The following is a 24,205-nucleotide window of genomic DNA, read 5'->3' as shown; positions in this document are numbered from 1 at the left end:
TATAAGATTATCTTATTTTTAATCTAGTATGACACAGGCAGCAATAGAAGAAGAAAATAAGCTTATAGCTCACGAGTACAAAGAATTATTGCGTATTAGCTACCAAACCCTAACGGATGAGGATAAAAAACTAATACGTAGTGCTTTTGAGATAGCTGTTGATGCGCACAAAAATCAACGTAGAAAATCTGGAGAAGCCTATATTTTTCACCCTATAGCGGTTGCAAAAATAGTAGCATCAGAAATTGGTTTAGATGCAGTATCTATTGCATCTGCCTTACTACATGATGTCGTAGAAGATACAGAGTACACTTTAGATGATATTGACCGTATGTTCGGTGAAACCGTGGCACGTATTGTTGACGGACTCACAAAAATATCCCATTTAAAGAAAGACATGAATATCTCCCAACAAGCGGAGAACTTCAGAAAAATGTTGTTGACTTTAAATGATGATGTACGTGTAATCATTATTAAAATTGCCGATCGGTATCACAACATGCTTACCATGGACTCCATGCCAGAGCATAAGCAAGTTAAAATTGCTTCTGAGACCTTATACATTTATGCCCCTTTAGCACACAGAATAGGTCTTTACAATATTAAATCAGAGCTAGAAGATTTAAGTTTAAAATATACGGAACCTGAAGTCTATAATTCCATAAAGGATAAAATAGAGGACAGCAAAGAAGAGCAACAAGCCTATATTGATGCTTTCTCTGGAACCATTGATAATTCTCTAAAAAAGGAAGGACTCAATTATATTATTAAAGGGAGGATGAAATCTATCTTCTCGATGCGTAAAAAGATGATTGCCCAAAATGTCACTTTTGAGGAAATCTATGACAAATTCGCAATAAGAATTATCTATAAATCTGATGTACAGAATGAAAAGTTTCTTGCATGGAAGATTTACTCTATAGTAACAGATCACTTCACCCCTAACCCAGTTAGATTACGTGATTGGATTTCCTCTCCAAAATCTACCGGTTATGAAGCCTTGCATATTACCGTAATGGGACCTAAAGGAAAATGGGTAGAAGTACAAATTAGAAGTGAACGTATGCATGAAATAGCCGAAAAAGGTTATGCTGCACACTTTAAATACAAACATGGAGATCAAAAAGAACAAGGTATAGAGGTTTGGCTAAACAAACTTCAAGAAGCTTTGGAAAATGCTAATACCAATGCAGTTGACTTTGTTGAAGAGTTTAAGCTGAATTTATATTCAAAAGAAATATTTGTATTTACACCAAAAGGAGAATTAAAATCTTTACCCAAAGGCGCTACACCGTTAGATTTTGCATTTAATATCCATACTGAAGTAGGTATGCGAACCAGAGGTGCAAAAGTCAATGGAAAACTGGTTCCTTTAAATACGACACTTTCTAGTGGAGACCAAGTAGAAATTATTACATCTGATCAAGCAAAACCAAATCAAAACTGGTTAGATTATGCAACTACGGCCAGAGCAAGAGCTAAAATTAAATCCGTTTTAAGGGAGGAGAAGAAATCTGTTGCCGAAGATGGAAAGGAAATATTACGAAGAAAACTTAAGTCACAAAAAATTTCGCTTAACGAAGATTCCATTAATAAAATGGTATCCTTCTTTAAACTAAAAACAAGTTTAGACTTATTTTATAGAGTGGGCATTGGCTCTATCGATAATACCATGCTCAAAGATTTCGCATCTTCTTATAGTAACGCTTTCATTAGCTTCTTTAAGAACAGAATGCGAAAATCGCCTACGCAAGAAGATATCAATAAGGATGAAATTACATCTAAATATGATATGCTTGTTTTTGGTAAAGAAGAAGAAAAATTAGAATATAAACTTTCTCAATGTTGCAACCCTATTCCTGGGGACGATGTCTTTGGTTTTGTTAGTGTATCTGAAGGAATTAAAGTTCATAAGAAAAATTGCCCTAATGCAATTTCATTACAATCTAATTATGCCTATCGTATTATAAGTGCTAAATGGATAGATTCTTCGCAACAAGAATACCAAGCGGACATTGTATTGACGGGTATTGACAACTTAGGACTAGTAAGTGATATCACAGAGGTTATATCTGATATTATGCATGTTAATATGCGAAATTTAAATTTCAGTACCGATGGTGGAACTTTTAAAGGAAAAATTACCGTAGTGGTCAAAAATAAAGCTGTATTAAAAAAGCTGACCGATAATCTTATGAACATCAACGGTATTGATAAAGTTACACGTATTTAGAAAAAGGAAATTAAAATTTAACTGTACCTTTGTGTATTAATAAGTAAATATGTCTTCTGATAAAAATCAAGAAATTGTAAAAAACGTCTTCACAGCCTTTTTGGAGGACAAAGGACATAGAAAAACACCTGAACGCTACGCTATTCTTCAAGAAATTTACGAGAGTGACGAGCATTTTGATATAGAATCACTTTATATTAAAATGAAGAATAAAAATTATCGCGTTAGTAGGGCTACACTTTACAACACAATAGAGCTTCTTTTAGATTGTAAATTGGTTCGCAAGCACCAGTTTGGTAAAAATCAGGCGCAATATGAAAAATCTTATTTTGATCGCCAACACGATCACGTAATTTTAACAGATACGGGTGAGGTAATGGAATTTTGTGATCCGCGTATACAATCTATAAAGCAAACAATAGAAGAGGTTTTTGATATTACAATCAACACACACTCCCTTTATTTTTATGGGACTAAAAATACTCCTGCTAAAGACGCAGGCAAAAAAGAAATTAAATAGAACTAACCAAGTATATAATATTTAGATGGCAGTAGATTTATTGTTAGGCCTACAATGGGGTGACGAAGGAAAAGGGAAAATTGTTGATGTATTAACTCAAGATTACGACATTATTGCTCGTTTTCAAGGTGGACCAAATGCTGGACACACTTTGGAATTCGACGGAATAAAACATGTTCTACACACTATCCCTTCAGGAATTTTTCATGAAAATGCAGTGAACGTAGTTGGTAACGGTGTGGTTATAGACCCAGTTATTTTCCAAAAAGAATTAGATGCATTAAAGAAATTTAATTTAGATATAAAGTCTAAATTATTCATTTCAAGAAAGGCACATTTAATTTTACCTACACACAGATTATTAGATGCCGCTTCAGAAGCATCTAAAGGAAAAGCTAAAATAGGTTCTACGTTAAAAGGTATTGGTCCAACTTACATGGACAAAACCGGCAGAAACGGTATGCGTATTGGAGATTTAGAATTAAGCGATTGGAAAGAAAAATATCGCAGTTTAGCCAATAAGCATGAAGCTATGATCAGTTTCTATGATGTGGACATTCAATATGATCTTGCCGAACTAGAGGCTGACTTTTTTAAAGCTGTAGATGAATTAAAGCAATTAACTTTTATTGATAGTGAAGAATATTTATACCAAGCTCAAAAAGCAGGAAAAAAAATATTGGCAGAAGGCGCCCAAGGTTCTTTATTAGATATTGATTTTGGAACATATCCATTTGTAACCTCATCTAATACAACTGCCGCTGGTGCTTGTACAGGCTTAGGGGTAGCACCAAATCAAATTGGAGATGTAAAAGGTATTTTCAAGGCGTATACCACAAGAGTTGGTAGCGGTCCTTTCCCTACAGAGCTATTTGATGAAGATGGTGAGACTATGGGTCGTGTAGGTAATGAATTTGGCGCTACTACCGGTAGACCAAGACGTTGCGGATGGTTAGATTTAGTTGCTTTAAAATACGCAGTTCGTGTAAACGGAGTAACGGAATTAATGATGATGAAAGGTGATGTACTTAGCGGATTCAAAAAACTTAAGGTTTGTACCGCTTATAACTACAAAGGAGAACAAATAGAGCATTTCCCTTTTAATATTGAAGCGGAAAATGTAACTCCTGTGTATTCAGAAATGGATGGTTGGAAAGAAGATTTAACAAAAATGACTTCTGCTGATCAGTTACCAAAAGCACTTAATGAATATATAGATTTTCTAGAAAAAGAATTAGAAGTGCCAATTAAAATTGTTTCTGTAGGACCAGACAGAACTCAAACAATTCTAAGGTAGACATTTAGCGACCAGAACAGGTTGTTCAACTTACAAGAATGGCGATATAGGGAAATACCTTTATCGCCATTCTTTTTTTTTGTATTTTCCATACTGTGCAAAATTTACATTTTCACAATTCAACAACAACTTATATACAAATCAACTAATGAAAAAAACAACCTACACTATGCTTCTTTTATTTCTTGTTTTAGCTACGGCATGCAAAACAGAAAAAAAAGAAAAAGTTGAAGAGCAGGTCGCTAAAGAACAAAAATCTGAAGGGGAATGGATAACCTTATTCGATGGCGAAACTACGAAAGGCTGGCGCGCGTACAACGGAAAAGAATTACCCCTGGGTGGATTGCAAAAGACGGTGAACTACAATTTGACACAGAGTTAGGAAAAGAACAAGATTATACCGGCGGTACGGACATTATATATGGCGATGAGGAATTTGAAAATTTTGAACTGTATGTAGAATGGAAATTACCAAAGGGTGGCAATAGCGGTATTTTCTACCATTTAAAAGAGGGTTACGACAATCCACCAGAAGTATCTCCAGAATATCAATTGATCGATGATGAAAACTATGCAAGTATTCATGATTTAACCGATTACAACTTAAGCTTAGGATATACTGATAAACCGGAAGAGCTTAAACCTTTACAACAAACTGCTTCTGACTATGCCATGCATGCTGCAGACCCAGAAGGTAAAATATTACACCCTGTAGGTGAATGGAACACTACTAGAATCATATTTACACCAGAGCAAGTTGAGCACTGGTTAAATGGTAAAAAAGTAGTTTCATTTGTTCCTTGGGACGATGCATGGTACGAAAAAAAGAATTCGGACAAATGGAAGAACAGCGAAGATTATGGCAAGTTCAAAACTGGATACATTGGTTTTCAAGATCATTCCAGTCCTATCTGGTTCCGCAACATAAAAATTAAAAAACTATAATCACCACACCAATGAATAAAAGAGATTTTATAAAAAACGCAGCCGCATTGTCCACATTCGTATTATTACCCTCTGGACTTTGGTCATGTAAGAAAGAGGAAAAAAAACTAACCAGACTTCGTACGGCACATATTGGTGTTGGCAACATGGGAGCGGAAGATTTGAAAGCAATTTCATCTCATGCTAAAGTTGATGTAACTGTATTATGTGATGTAGATGCAAATAATTTGGCCGCAGCAAAAGAGCTACATCCAAATGCAAAAACATATACAGATTATAGGGTGATGTTAAAAGAAATGGGCGATGAAATAGATGCTGTTGTAGTTTCTACACCAGACCATACCCATGCACCAGCTTCAATGATGGCAATGGAAATGGACAAACCGGTTTATTGTCAAAAACCACTTACCCATTATGTATCTGAAGCTAGAGCAATGAACAAGCTAGCAGAAGAAAAAAGTTTGGTTACCCAAATGGGAATTCAAGTACATTCATTTTATGATTATAAACTTGCTACCTTACTAATACAATCAGGCATCATTGGAAAAGTACATACCGTACGTGCATGGTCTCCAAAAGATTGGGGATATGACGGAACTGAGCCAACAGGATCAGATCCCATTCCAGAATCATTAGATTGGAATTTATGGTTGGGGACTTCTGCAGAAAGACCATATAAAGAAGGTTTCTATCATCCCGGAAACTGGAGAAAACTTGTAGACTATGGTTGTGGAACCTTAGGGGATATGGGCGTTCATATATTTGATACACCATACAATGCTTTAAACCTACAAGTTCCAAAAACCATTAAAAATGAATGTAGAGAACCAAACGGTTTTGGTTTTCCGCAGAAAAATGTAGTAACCTATGAATTTCCACAGACTGAATATACTGCAGAAACTTTAAAATGGGTGTGGTATGACGGCCCTGGCGCTCCGGAAGATCATGAAGATTTAATATTACCAGGCGCAAAGAGCACGACTTCTACCGAAGATACTTCAAAAGAATCAATGGAAGATAAAATGTCTCTAGATACCAAGGAAGCTGGTGAAGGAACGTTACCAGACCAAGGGGCTATGTTCATTGGCGAGAAGGGTAGATTATTACTTCCTCACTTTATGCAACTACCTAAGAAAATAGTAGATGGTGAATATGTAGATATATCTGCAGAAATAGAAGCTGTAGAAAAAGCCAATAATATGGGCAAACCTATCCGTAACTATGATACTGAAGGACCTAAACATTATCATCAATTTGTAGATGCATGTTTGGGCACCGATAAAACCACCGCACCTTTTTCATATGCATCTAGACTAACGGAAACTATTTTGTTAGGTGTAATTGCCGGCAGATTCCCAAATCAAGTTTTACATTGGGACAGTGAAAATGCCAAGTTCGCTGAAGAAGAAGCCAATGCTTTTCTAGAAGGTGATTATAGAAATTTCTAAATCATACTGTAAAATAACAAAAACCACTTTCGAGTGGTTTTTTTATATCTATATTTAAAGGTACCAACCTCAAACAACATACTCAATAATGACAAAAATCTTTACCTTACCTTTTAGATTAGCCTTGCTATTCATTAGTATTCTAATGATTTACAGTTGTACCGAAAACAAAGAACCGCTAGTACAGATAACACCTCATTCTTCCATTGTTTTAATAGGAAACAATTTAGGCTCTAGAATGCTAAATTATGGCAGTCTAGAGACTGAATTACAACTTCGGCACCCAAACGATTCACTTATAATTAGAAACATGTGCGATGGTGGTGACACACCTGGTTTTAGACCACATTCAGGTCGTGTTTCTCCTTGGGCTTTTCCCGGAGCAGAAAAATTTCAGTCAGAACTAGCACAAAATTCTGGCAGCGAAGGAGTTTTTGAAACTCCAGATGAATGGCTATCACGATTAGAAGCTGATATAATCTTAGCCTTTTTCGGCTACAATGAATCTTTTGAAGGTGCTGCTGGCTTAGAAAATTATAAGACGGAATTAGATGCATTTATAAAACACTCCCTAAGTCAGAAATATAATGGTTCTACCACTCCACAATTGGTAATCGTTTCGCCTATTGCTTTTGAAAATATATCAGACCATGTAAATGTACCAAATGGTGATTTAGAAAATGAAAATCTCAAATTATATGCAGATGCAATGAAAGCAATATCTGCAAGTAATAATATTCCATTTATAGACGTATACAATCCTTCGAAAAAATGGTTTGAAAACCCTGAAACTGATTTCACTATAGATGGTTCTCAATTAAACGAAGAAGGATATAATAAGCTCGCTGAATTCTTAGCCGATGAACTTACCGGGAATAAAGCTATAAAATCAGAAGAAAAAAGAGTAGCGGTAAACGATGCTGTTAAAGAAAAAAATTTCCATTGGCACAACGATTATAAAATTCCAAATGGCGTTCATGTTTTTGGTAGACGACATGCACCTTATGGTCCAGATAATTATCCATTTGAAATAAAGAAAACAAGAGAACTTACTACAATTAGAGATTCATCTATTTGGGCAACCGCAGTGGGGAATACCTATGATATAAAATCAGCTGATGCACTCACAAGCAAACTACCTCTTGTAGAAACCAATTACAACTTAGGCAACGGAGAAGACATTACTCATTATAAATATGGTGAAGAAGCCATAGAAACCTTAACGGTACCTAAAGGTTATAAAGTAGAACTATTCGCTTCAGAAAAAGAATTTCCAAATCTGGCCAATCCTGCACAGATATCTTTTGATAATAAAGGTAGATTATGGGTCGCTACCCTACCCTCTTACCCGCATTACAAACCTGGTGACCCAAAGCCAGATGACAAGATCATCATATTAGAAGATACCGACAATGATGGTAAGGCAGATAAAGAAACTGTCTTTGCCAATAAATTACATTTACCCATAGGCTTTGAATTTACTCCTGAAGGAGTTTATGTAAGTCAAGGCACCAATTTAAAACTTTACACAGACACCGATGGTGATGACAAGGCAGATAAAGTAGAAATAGTATTAAGTGGATTTGACGACCACGACACACACCATGCTATTTCAGCATTTTGTGCAGACCCTTCAGGTGCATTTTACATGTCTGAAGGAGTTTTTCTCCATACGAATGTTGAAACCTCATACGGACCAGTTAGAGCTACCAATGGTGGATTTTACAGATACAATCCACAGAGAAAACACTTAGAACGCACACTACAGGTTCCAATACCAAATCCATGGGGAATTGCATTTGACGAATGGGGACAAGATTTCTTTTTACACACCTCAGGCCCCAAAGTAAACTGGATGATGCCAAGCTCGCTAAAACCAATTTATGGTATTGCATCTCCATTGACTGAAGAATTGGTTGAAGAAGCACATCGGGTTAGACCAACTTCTGGAATGGAATTTATATCTAGCAGCCATTTCCCTGACGAAGTTCAAGGAGATATGTTATTAGCAAATTCTATCGGTTTCTTAGGTTTAAAGCAACATCAAATGATGGAAGATGGTACAGGCTACACATCTAAACACAGACAAGATTTAATAACTAGTACCGATCCAAATTTTAGACCTGTTGAAATGGAATTTGCACCAGATGGGTCATTATATGTAGTTGATTGGCACAATGTATTAATAGGTCATATGCAGCATAATGCCCGTGATCCATTAAGAGATCATGCACATGGTAGAATTTATAGAATTACCTACCCTTCTAGACCTTTGGTTGAACCCGCTAAAATTGACGGAGCTTCAATAGCGCAATTATTTGAAAATTTAAAATTACCTGAATACAGAACTCGTTATAGAACCCGTCGTGAATTACGAGGAAGAAATACAGATGAAGTGCTTGGTTATTTAAATACTTGGGTGAACAACTTAGACAAAGACGATTCTAATTACGACCATAATCGTTTAGAAGCTTTATGGGTTTCATGGGGATTAAATAAAGTAGATGCACCACTTTTAGAAGCCTTATTAAAATCTGATGACCACAGAGTTCGCGCTGCCGTTGTTAGGGTAATTCGATATATGGGGCATCAATTGAACAATTCTCAAGATTTATTGAAAATTGCCGCAACAGATAAACATGGAAGGGTTCGTTTAGAGGCTATTACAGCTGCATCATGGTTGCCAAAATCTGAAGGGATGGAAATATTAGAAGTTGCTAGAAAGTATCCATTAGATGAATGGATGCAAGACTCTTTTAATTTTGCCGAAACTAGGTTAACCGGTAATTTTTTAGAAGAGGCTTCAGAAAAAATACTTGCCTCCCACCTAAAAGGCGATGATTTAGAAGTTTTCGCAAAGGGAAAGAAAATTTATGAAACCGAAGGCTATTGTATAACCTGCCACCAAGAAGCGGGTACGGGTTTACAAAAAGCCGGCTACCCAACTTTAGTAGGGCAAGAATGGGTTCTAGGAGATGAAGAACGGCTGATAAAATTAGCATTGCACGGACTTTACGGCCCAATGAATATAATGGGTAATCATTATGAAGGTCAAGTGCCTATGATGGCTTTCAAAGGACTTTTAAAAGATGATGAAATTGCAGCAGTTCTTACTTATGTTAGAAATTCTTTTGGTAACAAGGCATCAGTTATTGACCCCAATAAAGTGAAAGAGGTCAGAGCAGCAACTATGGATCGTAACAGTTTTTATACACCAGATGAGTTGCTTAAAGAACATCCAATGAAATAAATAATCATAAAATTAATCCTATGAAATTGAAATATATAGCACTACTTTTTTTAAGTATACTAACAGCATGCGGCGAAAAAGCGAAAGAAAGCAAAGAGACTAATTTGAGAGATGAAGTTAAGCCTCCTCACATTGTATTTGTTACAGGAGAAGAAGAGTATCGTTCAGAAGAATCTTTCCCAATGTTAGCCAGATTGGCAAAAAGAGAATTGGGAGCTAAGGTTACAGTTGTCTATTCTGTAGATAGTTTGGGTTATATTGACCCTAATAGAACAGACCATATTGCTGGGTTAGAAGCATTAGAAACTGCAGATTTAATGGTAGTATTTATGCGTTTTAGAAATCTTCCTAAAACCGAGCGTGATTATATCACCAACTATGTAGAATCTGGCAAGCCTATGGTTGGTTTTAGAACCACTTCACATGCTTTTAAATATGACAATGATTCTACATTAATTGAATTTAATAATGCTTGGCCCGCAAAAGTTTTTGGTCAACAATGGATTACCCACCATGGTCATTTTGATGATGGCAAGTACCCGGTGACAAATATATCTATCAAAGAAGGTCATGAAAACAACCCAATATTAAATGGCTTTTATGAATTTGAAGCTTATTCATGGCTATATCATGTAGACGGTGGGGATTGGAAATTACAAGGAGATAGTGAACCAATTTTAATGGGGCATTCAACAAAATCTCAACATGAAATAAATGGTAAGTTAGATGAGTATTCTTTGGACAACCCTGTAGCATGGACCAAAAGTTATACGGGAACATCAGGCAAAAAGGCTAGAGTTTTCTTTACCACCCTTGGGCATCCTTATGATTTAAAATTACCGGTTACGCGAAAAATAGTAATGAACGGAATTTATTGGGCTTTAGGTAAAGAAGATAGCATACCCAAAGATGGCATTAATATCACTTTAGATGAACCGTTTCTACCTAACAATTCTGGATTCGGTCAAAAATTTAAAAAGAATCGTAAACCAGAGCCTATATTATAGCACTTTACTAAATGTATGCTAATAGTTTTATGCGCTCTTTTAAAATGTTCTATTTTTGAAAAAAAAGTAGATTGAAAAACTTTTGCGTATCCATCTTATTATTTTTCACTTTCTCAATATTAGGTATAGCCCAAGAAGAGAAAGCTGAAGAAGGACCGAAACAAATTAATATTGTCTACGGTGCCAATTTCACTAAAAACGAGGTTGAATACCCAGGTGCATCTATCTTTAGTAAAGATGATCGCCAAGTACAATTTGAACACCAAGGTGCTGATTTATGGTGCGATGTAGCCATTTATTACCAATTAGAAAACCGTTTAGAAGCTATTGGAAATGTCATTTTAAAACAAGGCGATTCCGTAGAAATGACAAGTAAAAAAATCAATTATTTAGGTGATGTAAAATTGGCAAAAGCTTGGGGTAATGTTGTGTTAACAAATTCTGACATGACCTTAAGAACAGACACTTTACGTTTAGATCGAGAAAGGCAAGAAGCATTTTACCAAGATAATGGCACGGTGGTAGATTCTGCAAATACATTGACGAGTAAGATTGGCAAGTATTTCATGGAACTTAAAAAGTATCAATTTTTAGATAGCGTACATGTTCAAAACCCTAAATACACGGTAGATTCTGAACAATTAGATTATTACACGAACTCTAAAAATTTTTACATGTACGGTCCTTCTACCATTAATGGCGAGTCATATAAAATATATTGCGAGAGAGGTTTTTACGATACTAAAATTGAAAGCGGCTACGGAATTAAAAACACCAGAATAGATTACAATAATAGAATTATAGAAGGTGATAGCGTCTATTTTAATAAGGCAAAAGAGTTTGCTTCCGCTACCAATAATATTACCGTTACAGATACCATAAACAACGGAATAATTAGAGCTCATTATGCCGAAGTATTCAAAGCCAAAGATTCCGTTTTTGCTACTAGAAGAGCCGTTTCGATTTCTGTACAAGAAAAAGATTCTTTATTTGTACATGGTGATACACTAATGGTAACCGGGAAACCAGAAGATAGAGTTTTAAGAGCATTTAGAAATGCAAAATTCTACAAGACAGATTTAAGTGGCAAATGTGATAGCATACATTCTGAGCAGAAAACAGGTATTACGCAATTGATAAGAAATCCTATAATTTGGAACGGTGCCAACCAAATGACAGGTGATAGCATACATTTAAAATCAAATTTAGAAACCGAAAAATTAGACTCCTTAAAGGTGCTGAAAAATGCATTCATTATTTCTCTTGATAGTGTTAGCATGACGGGCTATAATCAAGCAAAGGGAATTAATCTCTTTGGTAAGTTTATTGAAAATGAACTTAAACTAATTGACCTAGTTCAAAATACTGAAGTTGTATATTATATGTACAATGATGATGACGAATTAATAGGTATTGACAAAACTGTTTGCAGTAAGATTCGTATTACTATGGTAGATAACGATATAGAAGACCTTACTTTCTATACAAACCCTGATGGAGATATTTTCCCTGAAAAAGATTTACCCAAAAACAGTAGAATTTTAAAAGGATTTGTATGGCGCGGCGATGAACGCATATTGACTAAAGAAGATATTTTTGATGAAGATGATAATAACCTAGAGCTAGTTATTATTAATGGAATTGACAACCCTATAGATATTGATGCCGAAGAAATGCAGCGAAGTCAAAATGAATCTGACCCCGTAAATAATATCCCTACACAAGATAAAGCTACAGACCCTAAAAAATCTGTAAAGCCTAAAAAAGTGAAATAGAGATTTCACATGAACAAAGACTTTATAAAATACCAAGCACAAACCTCTCCTTATCCATTAGGAATGGAGGTATCGCACGCTAGCGGAAGTTATATCTATGACACCGATGGCAATGCCCATTTAGATTTTGTAGCAGGTGTATCTGCATGTACACTAGGCCATTGTCATCCTAACGTGGTTTCTGCAATAAAAGAACAAGTAGAAAAATATATGCATGTTATGGTGTACGGAGAATATGCCCAATCTCCTGCAACTACGTATACAAAATTATTGGCTGCTAATTTACCAGAACCTTTAGAGGTTACTTATTTGGTAAACTCAGGTACCGAAGCTATAGAGGGTGCTTTAAAATTGGCACGAAGATATACAGGACGTTCAGAAATTATAGCGGCAAAATCCGCATATCATGGTAATACTATGGGCAGCTTAAGTCTTATGGATTTTGAAGAACGCAAAAGTGTATTTAGACCTTTACTTCCAGATATCTATCATATAGAATTCAATAATGAAGAAGATTTAGAAAAGATAACACATAAAACTGCTTGTGTAATACTTGAAACTATTCAAGGTGGCGCTGGTTTTATTCTTCCCAAAAATGGGTACCTAAAGAAAGTGAAGGATCGTTGTAAAGAAATCGGTGCATTATTAATTCTTGATGAAATACAGCCAGGTTTTGGCAGAACAGGTAAGTTATTTGCTTTTGAACACTTTGATTGTATTCCAGATATATTGGTGATTGGAAAGGGAATGGCATCCGGTTTACCGGTTGGTGCCTTTACATCTAGCAGAGAAATAATGCACACCTTGAGTGAAAATCCAAAAATGGGTCATATTACTACGTTTGGAGGAAATCCTGTAATTGCCGCTTCAAGTTTAGCCACCTTAAATGTGTTATTAAATTCCTCTTTAATTGAGGACACTTTAAAAAAAGAATTACTTTTTAAGAAGCTATTAAAACATCCGAAGATAAAAGAAATTAGAGGTAGAGGTTTAATGTTGGCCCTTATTATGGATTCCCCAGAAACAGCCAATCAGTTAGTGCTACAAGCCAAAGAAAAACACCTAATCTTGTTTTGGTTATTATTTGAAAATAGGGCTGTTCGTATATCGCCACCATTAACTATAACAAAAAAAGAGATTCAAGAAGGATGTGAGATTATTTTAGCACTTCTTAATTCTTTGTAAATCAATGTTGTTAACTAATTTGTTAATAATATAGCTGATTACAATGGCTTAACCCCCGTACAAACACTTACTTTTAAATTATCTAGTAAACCCAAAAAGTTTCTATGGCGTTAGAATCTAACGAGAGACCGGACAAGCCAATAACAAAATTCGAATCAATGTTAAAGACAGATGATGTCTATTTCTTTGATGCCGAAGATTTTGAAGATATTGTACACCATTATTTAAATCATGGTAAAATTTCTTTGGCTAAAAAAGGAATTAAGATTGGTCTGCAACAACACCCCGGCTCCATTGAGTTAAAATTACTTCAAGTTGAAGTCATGGTTTTTGAAAACCAAATGGATAAAGCTGAAGCGCTTTTAGATGAACTTCAACTTTTAGACAACCATAATGAAGAAATTTATATTCAACGCGCAAATATTTATTCTAAACTAGACAACCATGAAGGTGCAATAGCACTTCTTCAAAAGGCGTTAAGCATCACCAATAACAGTTTTGACATTTATAGCCTTTTAGGCATGGAGTATTTGTTCATGGACAACTTCAACAATGCCAAAGAAAGTTTTATGAAGTGCGTAGAGTTCGACGAGCAAGATTACTCATCATTATATAATGTTATTTATTGCTTTGAGTTTCTTGAAGATTATGAGGGCGCAATTATTTATTTAAACGGATATTTAGAGAAGAATCCTTATTGTGAGGTAGCTTGGCACCAACTAGGTAAACAATACTACTATAAAGAAATGTTTAATGAAGCACTATCTGCTTTTGATTTTGCTATTATCTCAGATGATACCTTTATAGGGGCCTATTTTGAAAAAGGAAAAGTACTTGAAAAATTAGGCAGACATAAAGAGGCTATCGAAAATTACGAGACAACTATCTCTATTGAAGACCCTACATCTCATGCATTTTTAAGAATAGGAAAATGTTATGAAAAGTTGAAGGATACCGAAATGGCAAAATACTATTTCTACCAAACTGTACACGAGGATCCTCAATTAGATAAGGGTTGGTTGGCCATTACAAATCTTTATTACAACAAGAAGGATTATGAAAAGGCTGTGTTTTATATTAATAAGGCACTGAATATAGATGGAGAAAATCCTCAATATTGGAAAAAGTGTGCCAAAATTCATATGGCTCTTAAAAATTATGACCAAGCCAATTTCGCATTCAAACAAGCAGTAGATTTAGGAAATTACGAATTAGAAACGTGGCTAAGTTGGGCTGAGGTAGTGCATAATAATGGGGAACCTGCGGCAGCTGTGGAGATTTTATCTCAAGGAAGAGAATTTTACCCAGAGAGCTTAAAATTACTATACCGATCTGTTGGCTATCTTTTATTTGCAGAAGATCCTATTAACGCACGTATAATGTTAATGGATGCATTGAAAATTGATAAAAAGCAGAAAAAACTACATTTGTTCACAGAAAATTTTCCAAAATTTGGCAAGTCTGAATGGACACAAGAAATTGTAAAAAAATACAATAAAACCTCATAGAAAGGGTTCTAAAGTTCATGGAGAATAGAAAACTTAAAGATTATACTTTCATATCATTAAAAGGTATGGGAATGGGTATTGCAGAATTGGTACCTGGTGTATCTGGAGGAACAATAGCCTTTGTTACAGGTATTTACGAAGAATTCATTACTTCAATAAACAATGTAAACCTAACCACCTTAAAAGTACTTAAGGAAGAAGGCTTTAAAATGTTTTGGAAAAAACTGAACGGTAATTTCCTTTTGGCTTTGCTCATTGGAATGATGATTAGTATTTTCTCTTTATCAAAATTAATTGCGTGGCTTTTAGAAGATCACCCAATACCAACTTGGTCTTTCTTTTTTGGACTAGTATTGGCAAGTGTCATTTTTGTAGCTAAGTCTATAAAAAAGTGGAACGTATTAGCAATATTATTATTCATTATAGGCACAGCAAGTGCATTTTACATAACTACCCTACCCCCATCGGCTAGTTCTGGTAGTTTGCCTTTTATTTTCTTCTCTGGTGCCATAGCAATTTGTGCAATGGTTCTACCAGGTATATCCGGCTCATTTATTTTGGTTTTATTGGGGTCTTACAAAACAGTTCTAGAAGCCGTTAATGAAAAGGATTTTGGAATTATAATCACCTTTGCCTTTGGTGCCGCATTTGGTATATTAAGTTTTGCGAGAGTTTTAAAGTGGATGTTCACCAATTATAAAGATGCAACCCTTGCCGTATTAACAGGTTTTATTCTTGGTTCATTGAATAAAATTTGGCCTTGGAAGAATATAATCGAGATCATTCAAATTGGAAAAAAAGAAATTATAATAGACGAAAATATCTCTCCGTTCGCTTTTTCTGGAGATAATCAATTAACCTTTGCCATTGTTGCCGCTATCATCGGTTTTTCTCTTATTTTTATATTAGAAAAATCAGCTTCTAAGAAGTAAGCGAAAACATACATGAACCAACCCCGATCCCTTACCGATAAATTTTTCTTGGTCATTAAGGGTCTTTGCATGGGCGCGGCCAATAAAGTTCCAGGAGTATCAGGCGGAATTGTTGCCTTTGTGGGCGGTTTTTACGAAGAGTTTATATATTCACTTCAAAAAGTAAATGCAAAAGCTTTTAAACTCCTAATTAATGGCAGGTTTAAAAGTTTCTACCGATATATTAATGGCTCTTTTTTGACCCTTCTTATATTTGGTATGCTGGTTAGTTATTTCAGCATATCAAAAGTATTAGACTATTTTTTAGTTAAACGAGAACTATTTGTTTGGGCTACCTTTTTTGGGATGATTCTGGGATCTATATATTATATAGGTAAGGATTTCGATTACTGGAAAAAGAAAACATTTACTGCTGCAATTATTGGATTAAGTGTTGGGGTCGCTATTAGTTTTCTAAGCCCAGCAAAAGAAAACGACAACCTGTTATTTATTTTTCTATGCGGAATGATCAGTGTATCTGGCATGACCTTACCCGGACTTTCAGGTTCTTTTATTTTAATATTATTAGGAAATTATGTACTACTACTTGTAGATTCTGTAAATGCCCTATATGATACATTTTCAGAGGTATTAGTAGGTGATTTCAGTTTCACTTCTAACCAAGAAAGACTACATACCCTTAAAATTCTAGCCGTTTTTACGTTGGGGTCAGCTACAGGTCTGGTTACCTTATCGCATTTATTAACTTATGTATTGAAACATTACAAGCATGTTACAACTGCAATTATATTAGGGTTTATTACTGGATCCTTAGGTGTGGTGTGGCCATGGAAGAAAACTATTTTTAAAACTGGATTAGACGGTGAATTGATTTTAGACACTAACGGAAAAAAAATTATAATGAATTACGAACGGTTTCTTCCAGATTTAACCACCGTAGAAAACTGGACAGCGATATTCTTTATTATAATAGGTATTAGTATTTTACTACTTTTAGATTGGTATGGAAAAAACAGAAAGACAGAAAGCTAATTTCGGCTTAGTAGGAAAAGATATTTCCTATTCATTTTCACGAGGATATTTTAAAAAGAAGTTTGAAGATATGGGGTTGAACAACCACTCATATCAAAATTTCGATTTGCAAAGCATTTCTGAATTACCCTCTATTTTAAAAAATACATCAGATGTAAAAGGTCTAAATGTAACCATCCCATATAAAGAAGAAGTAATTCCATTTTTAAATGAAATAGATATTGCTGCCAAAAAAATTGGAGCTGTTAACACTATAAAAGTTTCTGAAAATGGTTTAATTGGTTTCAATACTGATGCTTATGGTTTTAAAAAGTCTCTAGAACCTCACTTGAAAAAGCATCATAAAAAGGCATTAATCTTAGGTACAGGTGGTGCGTCAAAAGCCATTGCCTTTATTCTTCAAGAATTGGAAATAGATTTTAGTTTTGTTTCCAGAAGTGGAAAAAATAATGGTTACAACTACCAAGAATTAACAGATGATATTATAATTAACCACACTTTAATAATCAACAGTTCACCTGTTGGCACATTTCCTAATATTAAAGATAAGCCAGCAATACCTTATACGAAAATCAATAAAGAACATCTTTTATTCGACCTTATCTACAATCCAGAAGTAACTGCATTTCTAGCAGCCGGAAAAGCAAATGGAGCCACTATTTGTAACGGGCATAAGATGCTAGAATTTCAAGCTGAAAAATCTTGGGAAATCTGGAATCAATAGTAGACATATTTAATTTCTATTTTACAACAGTCATCGCAAATTATAGGTTTCAGCAAGCTTAATACTTTTTACAATAACTAAAAAGAACAATCAATTCTTTGCTAGTCTTGGGGTTGTCACTATCTTGTAAACATATAATTTAGGATTATGTCTGAGGATAAAAAACAAGAACTACCAGAAAGTTCAATTGATGAAAAAGCTGTAACAGAAACTACTGAAAACACAGTTGATTCTCCAGAAATCTCAAAAGAAGTACAGCCAGAAGAATCTACTGATTCAAAAGAGGCTGTAGTGGAAGCCGATGTCATGGTTGAAATTGACGATTCTAATGCTGAAGATGCTGAGGATACCGATACGGAAAAGAGACATGAAATTCCCATGCCAGATTACCATGAAATGAACATGGAAAATTTAGTAGGCGAATTACAACGCTTGGTGAAGAACGAGAAAGTTCAGGCAATAAGAAAACACGTAGACGCTATAAAAGACGAATTCAACCAAAAGTTTGATGAGTTTTTAGAAGAAAAAAAGGAAGAGTTCATAGCTAACGGTGGTAATGAAATTGATTTTAGATATAATTCTGTCGACAAAAGACAGTTTACCGAAGTTTATTCCGAGTATAGAGACAAAAGAAATCAACATTACAAAAGCTTAGAAAAAAGTCATAAAGAAAACCTAGCATATAGGTTAGACCTTATAGAACAGTTAAAAGCGTTGGTAAACGTTGAAGAAGATATAAATACTACGTACAATAATTTCAAGGATATACAGGCAAAATGGCGTCATGCTGGTCCTATACCTCGAGCAGATTATAACAATGTATGGAAGACTTACCACCATCACATTGAAATTTTCTATGATTTCTTAAATATCAACAGAGATTTAAGAGATTTAGACTTTAAACATAATTTAGAAGAGAAAGGTAAAATAGTTGCTAGAGCAGAAGAGTTGTCTAAAGAGCCAGACTTAAATAGAGCATTTAGAGAGTTACAGGTTTTACATAAAATTTGGAAAGAAGATTTAGGTCCTGTAGGCAAAGATCATAGAGAAGAAATTTGGGATCGTTTTAGCGCTGCAACCAAAATAATACACGAAAGAAGACAAGATTATTTTAAAAATCTTGATAAAATAAAAGAGGAAAATTTAGAGCGCAAGCATGCTATTATTGCTGAAATAAACACACTTAGCGAAAATGTATCTAGTAACCATGGTACGCTTCAACAACAGATTAAAAAATTAGAGGAGCTTAGGGAAGCTTTTTTTAAAGCCGGTCAAGTACCGCAAAAAGTAAATTCTAAAACGTGGAATAGTTTTAAGGCCGCGGTACGAGCATTTAATCAAAACAAAAATGCTTTCTATAAGAACCTTAAAAAAGAGCAACAAGAAAACCTTGATAAAAAAAGGGCTTTATTAGAGATTGCTGTTTCTATAAAAGACAGTGATGATTTTGATGCTGCCACTTCAGAAATGAAGCGAATTCAAGGACAGTGGAAAAAAATTGGTCATGTTCCAAGAAAATACTCCGACAAGTTATGGAAAGAGTTTAAAACAGCATGTAATCACTATTTTGACAGGTTAAACGCTCTTAAAAATGATGCTTTTAAAGAGGAAGAAGCGAATTTTAAACTAAAAGAAGATTGTATTGATCGACTTAAAGCATTTGAACTAAGCGGAGATAAAACCAAAGATTTAGCTTCCATTAAAAAGTTCTCTGAAGAATGGAAAACTTACGGTAGAGTTCCTTTTAAAAAGAAGAACATCAATCAGAAATTCGATAAAATTATAGATGCCCTTTATCAAAAATTAGGCATCAGCAAACAAGAATCTGAATTACTTAAATATGGTAACAAGATTCAACAGCTCACTAATAATGACAACCAAGAACGTGCTATACAGAATGAGCGATCTTTCATTAGAAAAAAGATAGAAGAAAGCAAAGATGAAATTAGACAGTTAGAAAATAACCTACAATTTTTCTCAAATGCTTCTGAAAGCAATCCATTGGTACAAGACGTTATTAAAAGAGTTAATCAACATAAAGAATCATTGACTGCTTGGAAGGCAAAATTGAAAAAACTGAACATCTTAAAAAACAATTTGGTTAAAGATGAAGAGGGTGAAAATGCTGAAGAACCTGAAGCCGATGAGTAATCTTCATGATTAGTAAAAAGTTTAGAAAATAAAATGATTCGGTTAAAATATCGAGTCATTTTATTGAACATACAACATATATAACAATAGTATACTTTGTACGTTATTTAAGTAAGAAAATACTTACTTCTATAGAGTAGGTATATTAGTCATACCTAATATATGTTAAAACCAGAAATACCAATAAACGAACATCAAAGACTAAAGGCGTTAAAAAGTTTTAATATTCTTGACACTTTAGAAGAACAAGAATACGATGCCATTACCCGTATCGCCGCAGATATCTGCAATACACCTATGGCGTTGGTTTCTTTGATAGATGAAGATAGACAATGGTTTAAATCTCACCATGGTATAGATGCTACCGAGACCCCTAGAGATTTAGCATTTTGCGCACACGCCATTAACACACCAGACTCCTTATTATTGGTACATGACGCCAATAAAGATGAACGCTTCTTTGATAACCCTTTAGTAACTGGTGGGCCAAAAGTACAATTTTATGCTGGTGCACCTTTAAATACCAAAGAGGGAGAATCTATTGGAACCTTATGTGTTATTGACACAAAACCTAGAGCTAAATTCTCAGAAAAACAGCAAGCTAGTTTAAAAGATTTAGCGAATCAGGTTATGGCGCAATTTGAACTTAGGCGGCAAAATATTCATCAAAGGCTAATCAATGAAGAATTACGTATTAAAAATAATCAACTAAAACATCTGTCATACCGCTTAGCACATGATATGAAAATGCCACTCTTGGGTATTAGTTCTATTGTTGGCTTTATAAAAGAAGATTATTCAGAATTTTTCAAGGAGACAGAAATACCCAATTATTTAGGTATCATAAATAACAGGGTAGAATATATGGAATCCTTAATTAATGGAATCATTAATTATAATGCTATTACCAATGCAGATATAAATTTAGAGGATTTTGAAATCTCAAAAGAGATACAGACCATACATGGACAACTGTGCGAAAGTAGCTCGACAGACTTACAGCTAATTAATTGCTCACATAGCATCAAGCATTCTTTAAATAGTTTTCGTCAAATATTTAGAGACTTAATATCTAATAGTATAAAATTTTCCAATAAATCTAATACTGAAATCATAATCTCATTTCGAGAAGATGAAGACTTCTATTACTTCACCTATGAAGATAATGGTCCCGGAATACCTGAACGTTATTGGGAGAAAGTATTTGCCCTTTTCGAAAAACTTGGAACCGAAGGTGCTAGCGATACTGGTATAGGTTTAACCACTATTAAAGCATTAATAGATAAACTTGGCGGTGAAATTAAAATTGGGAATAGAAAAGAAAATAAAGACGGGGTAAATTTCAATTTCACACTTTCTAAAAACCTTGTTTAATTAGGATTGCGCTTATGAGGCTAATACTATTGATCATTTTAGCTGTTTTTGATTTATCACTTAAACCTTCATATATGAAATTTGAAGGTTTGAATCATCAGATAAATAATACGAAACAGGATGCATTTTCAGTATTAAATAAGAAATGTAATTATTGTCATTTAGATAAGAAGAATCGTTCTGTTTTTACTTTAGAAAATATGAATATTTTTGCTGAAGTAATAGAACACCAAGTATTTGTAAAGAAGAAAATGCCAAAAGGCAGAAAAAACAAACTGACACTAACTGAAGAGAAAATGCTAAGAACATGGATTGAATCTCTTGATAAAACATAAAAAAGCCCTCTATTAATAGAAGGCTTTTTTATTATAACATAGAAGATAAGTTACTTAGCTACATTGACAGCTCTTGTCTCACGTATAACTGTAACCTTCACTTGACCAGGATAAGTCATATCTGTTTGAATTTTCTGAGAAATTTCAAAAGATAACTGTGCTGCTCTATCATCATTTACTTTTTCGCTTTCTACAATAACACGAAGCTCTCTACCTGCTTGAATTGCATAAGCCTTCTGTACACCACTAAATCCAAAAGCAACCTCTTCAAGGTCTTTTAAACGCTGAATATAAGAATCTAATACCTGTCTTCTTGCACCAGGTCTAGCACCACTAATAGCATCACATACCTGAACGATAGGAGCAATTAATGTTTTCATTTCAATTTCATCGTGGTGAGCACCAATGGCATTACAAACTTCCTCTTTTTCACCAAACTTTTCAGCCCATTGCATTCCTAAGATTGCGTGTGGGGTTTCTACTTCATTTTCAGTATTTGGTACTTTTCCTATATCATGTAAAAGACCTGCACGTTTTGCTATCTTAGGATTGAGTCCTAACTCAGCAGCCATAACGCCACAAAGTTTTGCTACTTCTCTTGAGTGTTGCAAAAGATTTTGTCCGTAAGAAGAACGGTATTTCATTCTACCAACTGCACGTATTAGTTCTGGGTGTAACCCATGAATACCTAAGTCTATAACAGTACGCTTACCTATCTCTACAATTTCTGCTTCAATCTGCTTTTCTGTTTTCTTAACTATTTCTTCAATTCTTGCTGGGTGAATTCTACCGTCTGTCACTAATTTATGAAGTGAAAGTCTTGCAACCTCTCTTCTAACCGAATCAAAACAAGAAAGAATAATTGCTTCTGGTGTATCATCAACAATAATTTCAACACCTGTAGCCGCTTCTAATGCTCTAATATTTCTACCCTCTCTACCAATGATACGTCCTTTTACATCGTCAGATTCAATATTAAAAACAGATACACAGTTTTCAACAGCTTCTTCCGTACCAATTCTCTGAATAGTATTAATGATTATTTTACGTGCCTCTTGTTGTGCGGTAAGTTTAGATTCTTCTACAGTTGACTGAATATATGCCATGGCATCAGACTTTGCAGTTTCCTTTAAGCTCTCTACCAATTGGTTTTTAGCATCGTCTGCTGATAATCCAGAAATTACTTCTAATTGCTGAATTTGGCTTTTATGCATTTTGTCCAACTCCTCATGACGTTTTTCAAAAAGTTCTTTTTTCTGTTCTACATCTTTCAGCTTATTATCTAATTGAGAGTTCATGTTCTTGTTTTTCGCAAGCTCACTACTAACTTGAGACTCTTTATCTCTCGTTCTCTTCTCTGCTTCGTTTATCTTTCTGTCTTTACTATTGATGACCTTTTCATGCTCAGCTTTTAGTTCTAAAAACTTCTCTTTCGCTTGTAAAATCTTTTCCTTTTTAATACTCTCTCCTTCTGCATTTGCATCTTTTAATATACGTTCAGCGTCTTTCTTTGCATTTATTATGGTCTTAGAGGCTTTCCCTTTTTCCAAAAATTTTGCTATTGCAAAACCGATTGCCAGCCCAACTATTGCGGCAATAATTATCATTGTACTATCCATAGTGTAATTTATTAATAAAAAAAAGCCCACATTGGAGAAGTTTTGATCAAACTCCGGTAAACAGGTTTAGGGCTAACAGACTGATCAAGGATCCCTATACGAGTAGGGCCTGCTTTTACAATCTAAACTCACCCTTTTTAAAAAAAATAAATGTTGAGTTTGTCAAAAGGTATTACCAATGTGGGCAGTAACTTAATGTTTTTATAAGAACGTTTTTATTTCATAGCTAATTTAGAGCTCACCAAATCTTCAAGCGCTTTTAAACGCTCTTCGGCTTCTTTGGTTCCTTCCGTTTGCTCTATGCCATTCTGCTCAATTTTAGAGGCAAACTGCAAGGCACACATGGCCAATACATCTTGTTTGTCCCTAACAGCATAATTTTGCTCAAATTTCTTAGCCAACTGTTCTATATTCTTGGCCGCTTTACGCAAGCCTTCTTCCTGAGCAGGATCAATAGTCAATGGGTAGACCCTATCAGCAATAGAAAGTTTTATTTTGAGCTTATCTGACATATTATTATAAACATTACTCCGATAATTGAGCTATACAATGGTCCAACTCTCGTATTAATGTATTTATTTTAAGCTTAGCTTCTGTTTTATTGGTATTACTGCCAAGCATTGAATTTGCAAGTTTGAGAGAATTATATTTTTCTTCCCATTCTGAAACCGTCTTACTAGCGTTTTCTTGTGAAGATTTTATATTCCTTAATTCTTTTTCCAATTCAACATTAGCATTGTTCAAAACCTCAAGTTTATGCAACAATTTGCTAATTTTATTTTCTAAAGAATCAACGATTTTAATTAACTCGCTCATACATTACAGTCAATGCGATTTACACAAAGTTAACATACATTATATGACTTAGCA

Annotated in this window: 19 protein-coding genes and 1 other RNA gene; 16 read left to right on the top strand and 4 right to left on the bottom strand. The window is 34.6% G+C overall.

The window, feature by feature from the left end; translation table 11 throughout:
* Nucleotides 1–28: 28 nt before the first annotated feature.
* From P178_RS0111790 to P178_RS0111715, 16 genes are all read left to right on the top strand, one after another.
* The gene (locus P178_RS0111790; RefSeq protein WP_027066402.1) at nt 29–2,233 is read left to right on the top strand and encodes a RelA/SpoT family protein; all 2,205 of its coding nucleotides are present in this window, start codon (nt 29–31) and stop codon (nt 2,231–2,233) included.
* A gap of 49 nt (nt 2,234–2,282) precedes the next feature.
* Nucleotides 2,283–2,753 (top strand): Fur family transcriptional regulator, encoded by a 471-nt coding sequence (locus tag P178_RS0111785; RefSeq protein ID WP_027066401.1) that lies wholly within the window; start codon nt 2,283–2,285, stop codon nt 2,751–2,753.
* Between the two features lie 25 nt (nt 2,754–2,778).
* Entirely contained in the window at nt 2,779–4,050 is a 1,272-nt protein-coding gene (locus P178_RS0111780; protein ID WP_027066400.1) for an adenylosuccinate synthase, read from the top strand.
* Between the two features lie 267 nt (nt 4,051–4,317).
* Complete coding sequence (locus tag P178_RS21940) at nt 4,318–4,995, top strand: DUF1080 domain-containing protein (protein ID WP_231500541.1); 678 nt, start codon at nt 4,318–4,320, stop codon at nt 4,993–4,995.
* 11 nt (nt 4,996–5,006) lie between these two features.
* Nucleotides 5,007–6,443, top strand: a complete 1,437-nt coding sequence (locus P178_RS0111770; RefSeq protein WP_027066399.1) for a Gfo/Idh/MocA family protein — start codon at nt 5,007–5,009, stop codon at nt 6,441–6,443.
* A gap of 88 nt (nt 6,444–6,531) precedes the next feature.
* A complete protein-coding gene (locus tag P178_RS0111765) occupies nt 6,532–9,693 on the top strand; it encodes a PVC-type heme-binding CxxCH protein (protein WP_027066398.1) in 3,162 nt (1,053 codons plus the stop codon).
* A gap of 20 nt (nt 9,694–9,713) precedes the next feature.
* Nucleotides 9,714–10,700, top strand: coding sequence for a ThuA domain-containing protein (locus P178_RS0111760; protein WP_027066397.1), 987 nt, complete (start codon nt 9,714–9,716; stop codon nt 10,698–10,700).
* 71 nt (nt 10,701–10,771) lie between these two features.
* Entirely contained in the window at nt 10,772–12,475 is a 1,704-nt protein-coding gene (locus P178_RS0111755) for an OstA-like protein (RefSeq protein ID WP_036146740.1), read from the top strand.
* Between the two features lie 9 nt (nt 12,476–12,484).
* The gene (locus P178_RS0111750; RefSeq protein WP_027066395.1) at nt 12,485–13,660 is read left to right on the top strand and encodes an aspartate aminotransferase family protein; all 1,176 of its coding nucleotides are present in this window, start codon (nt 12,485–12,487) and stop codon (nt 13,658–13,660) included.
* 104 nt (nt 13,661–13,764) lie between these two features.
* The gene (locus P178_RS0111745; protein ID WP_027066394.1) at nt 13,765–15,168 is read left to right on the top strand and encodes a tetratricopeptide repeat protein; all 1,404 of its coding nucleotides are present in this window, start codon (nt 13,765–13,767) and stop codon (nt 15,166–15,168) included.
* A gap of 17 nt (nt 15,169–15,185) precedes the next feature.
* On the top strand, nt 15,186–16,100 hold the full coding sequence (locus tag P178_RS0111740) for a DUF368 domain-containing protein (protein ID WP_027066393.1): 915 nt from the start codon (nt 15,186–15,188) through the stop codon (nt 16,098–16,100).
* Nucleotides 16,101–16,112: 12 nt separating this feature from the next.
* Nucleotides 16,113–17,132 (top strand): DUF368 domain-containing protein, encoded by a 1,020-nt coding sequence (locus tag P178_RS0111735; RefSeq protein WP_027066392.1) that lies wholly within the window; start codon nt 16,113–16,115, stop codon nt 17,130–17,132.
* On the top strand, nt 17,104–17,856 hold the full coding sequence (locus P178_RS0111730; protein WP_027066391.1) for a shikimate dehydrogenase family protein: 753 nt from the start codon (nt 17,104–17,106) through the stop codon (nt 17,854–17,856). The genes P178_RS0111735 and P178_RS0111730 overlap by 29 nt, the downstream gene beginning before the upstream one ends.
* A 147-nt stretch (nt 17,857–18,003) precedes the next feature.
* Nucleotides 18,004–20,007 (top strand): DUF349 domain-containing protein, encoded by a 2,004-nt coding sequence (locus P178_RS0111725; protein ID WP_027066390.1) that lies wholly within the window; start codon nt 18,004–18,006, stop codon nt 20,005–20,007.
* A gap of 162 nt (nt 20,008–20,169) precedes the next feature.
* Nucleotides 20,170–21,381 carry a sensor histidine kinase gene (locus P178_RS0111720; RefSeq protein ID WP_027066389.1) on the top strand — a complete coding sequence of 404 codons (1,212 nt, stop codon included), beginning with the start codon at nt 20,170–20,172 and terminating at the stop codon, nt 21,379–21,381.
* 74 nt (nt 21,382–21,455) lie between these two features.
* Nucleotides 21,456–21,716, top strand: a complete 261-nt coding sequence (locus tag P178_RS0111715) for a hypothetical protein (protein WP_143099080.1) — start codon at nt 21,456–21,458, stop codon at nt 21,714–21,716.
* 50 nt (nt 21,717–21,766) lie between these two features.
* Here the strand turns inward: P178_RS0111715 and rny are convergent, their stop codons facing one another.
* The 4 genes from rny to P178_RS0111700 all read right to left on the bottom strand — a co-directional run bounded on the left by rny (nt 21,767) and on the right by P178_RS0111700 (nt 24,151).
* The gene (gene rny / locus P178_RS0111710; protein ID WP_027066387.1) at nt 21,767–23,335 is read right to left on the bottom strand and encodes a ribonuclease Y; all 1,569 of its coding nucleotides are present in this window, start codon (nt 23,333–23,335) and stop codon (nt 21,767–21,769) included.
* A 48-nt stretch (nt 23,336–23,383) separates the two neighbouring features.
* Nucleotides 23,384–23,494: non-coding RNA, 6S RNA (ssrS, locus tag P178_RS22930), on the bottom strand.
* A gap of 56 nt (nt 23,495–23,550) precedes the next feature.
* The gene (locus tag P178_RS0111705) at nt 23,551–23,847 is read right to left on the bottom strand and encodes a cell division protein ZapA (RefSeq protein ID WP_027066386.1); all 297 of its coding nucleotides are present in this window, start codon (nt 23,845–23,847) and stop codon (nt 23,551–23,553) included.
* Between the two features lie 13 nt (nt 23,848–23,860).
* On the bottom strand, nt 23,861–24,151 hold the full coding sequence (locus P178_RS0111700) for a hypothetical protein (protein ID WP_027066385.1): 291 nt from the start codon (nt 24,149–24,151) through the stop codon (nt 23,861–23,863).
* Nucleotides 24,152–24,205 lie beyond the last annotated feature (54 nt).

This window comes from Maribacter sp. Hel_I_7 (assembly GCF_000688315.1).
Taxonomy (GTDB): Bacteria; Bacteroidota; Bacteroidia; order Flavobacteriales; family Flavobacteriaceae; genus Maribacter; species Maribacter stanieri.
The sequence above is the reverse complement of the archived record's forward strand: the minus strand, read 5'-3'. Positions and strand labels throughout refer to the sequence as shown.

Excerpts from the sequence above, each read along its gene's own strand:
- P178_RS0111760 (WP_027066397.1), top strand. The coding sequence starts at position 9,714 with ATGAAATTGAAATATATAGCACTACTTTTTTTAAGTATACTAACAGCA.
- P178_RS0111700 (WP_027066385.1), bottom strand. The coding sequence starts at position 24,151 with ATGAGCGAGTTAATTAAAATCGTTGATTCTTTAGAAAATAAAATTAGC.
- P178_RS0111715 (WP_143099080.1), top strand. The coding sequence starts at position 21,456 with ATGAAATTTGAAGGTTTGAATCATCAGATAAATAATACGAAACAGGAT.
- P178_RS0111725 (WP_027066390.1), top strand. The coding sequence starts at position 18,004 with ATGTCTGAGGATAAAAAACAAGAACTACCAGAAAGTTCAATTGATGAA.
- P178_RS0111785 (WP_027066401.1), top strand. The coding sequence starts at position 2,283 with ATGTCTTCTGATAAAAATCAAGAAATTGTAAAAAACGTCTTCACAGCC.
- P178_RS0111735 (WP_027066392.1), top strand. The coding sequence starts at position 16,113 with ATGAACCAACCCCGATCCCTTACCGATAAATTTTTCTTGGTCATTAAG.
- P178_RS0111765 (WP_027066398.1), top strand. The coding sequence starts at position 6,532 with ATGACAAAAATCTTTACCTTACCTTTTAGATTAGCCTTGCTATTCATT.
- P178_RS0111720 (WP_027066389.1), top strand. The coding sequence starts at position 20,170 with ATGTTAAAACCAGAAATACCAATAAACGAACATCAAAGACTAAAGGCG.
- P178_RS0111790 (WP_027066402.1), top strand. The coding sequence starts at position 29 with ATGACACAGGCAGCAATAGAAGAAGAAAATAAGCTTATAGCTCACGAG.
- P178_RS0111730 (WP_027066391.1), top strand. The coding sequence starts at position 17,104 with ATGGAAAAAACAGAAAGACAGAAAGCTAATTTCGGCTTAGTAGGAAAA.
- P178_RS0111750 (WP_027066395.1), top strand. The coding sequence starts at position 12,485 with ATGAACAAAGACTTTATAAAATACCAAGCACAAACCTCTCCTTATCCA.
- rny (WP_027066387.1), bottom strand. The coding sequence starts at position 23,335 with ATGGATAGTACAATGATAATTATTGCCGCAATAGTTGGGCTGGCAATC.
- P178_RS0111745 (WP_027066394.1), top strand. The coding sequence starts at position 13,765 with ATGGCGTTAGAATCTAACGAGAGACCGGACAAGCCAATAACAAAATTC.
- P178_RS0111780 (WP_027066400.1), top strand. The coding sequence starts at position 2,779 with ATGGCAGTAGATTTATTGTTAGGCCTACAATGGGGTGACGAAGGAAAA.
- P178_RS21940 (WP_231500541.1), top strand. The coding sequence starts at position 4,318 with ATGGATAACCTTATTCGATGGCGAAACTACGAAAGGCTGGCGCGCGTA.
- P178_RS0111705 (WP_027066386.1), bottom strand. The coding sequence starts at position 23,847 with ATGTCAGATAAGCTCAAAATAAAACTTTCTATTGCTGATAGGGTCTAC.
- P178_RS0111770 (WP_027066399.1), top strand. The coding sequence starts at position 5,007 with ATGAATAAAAGAGATTTTATAAAAAACGCAGCCGCATTGTCCACATTC.
- P178_RS0111740 (WP_027066393.1), top strand. The coding sequence starts at position 15,186 with ATGGAGAATAGAAAACTTAAAGATTATACTTTCATATCATTAAAAGGT.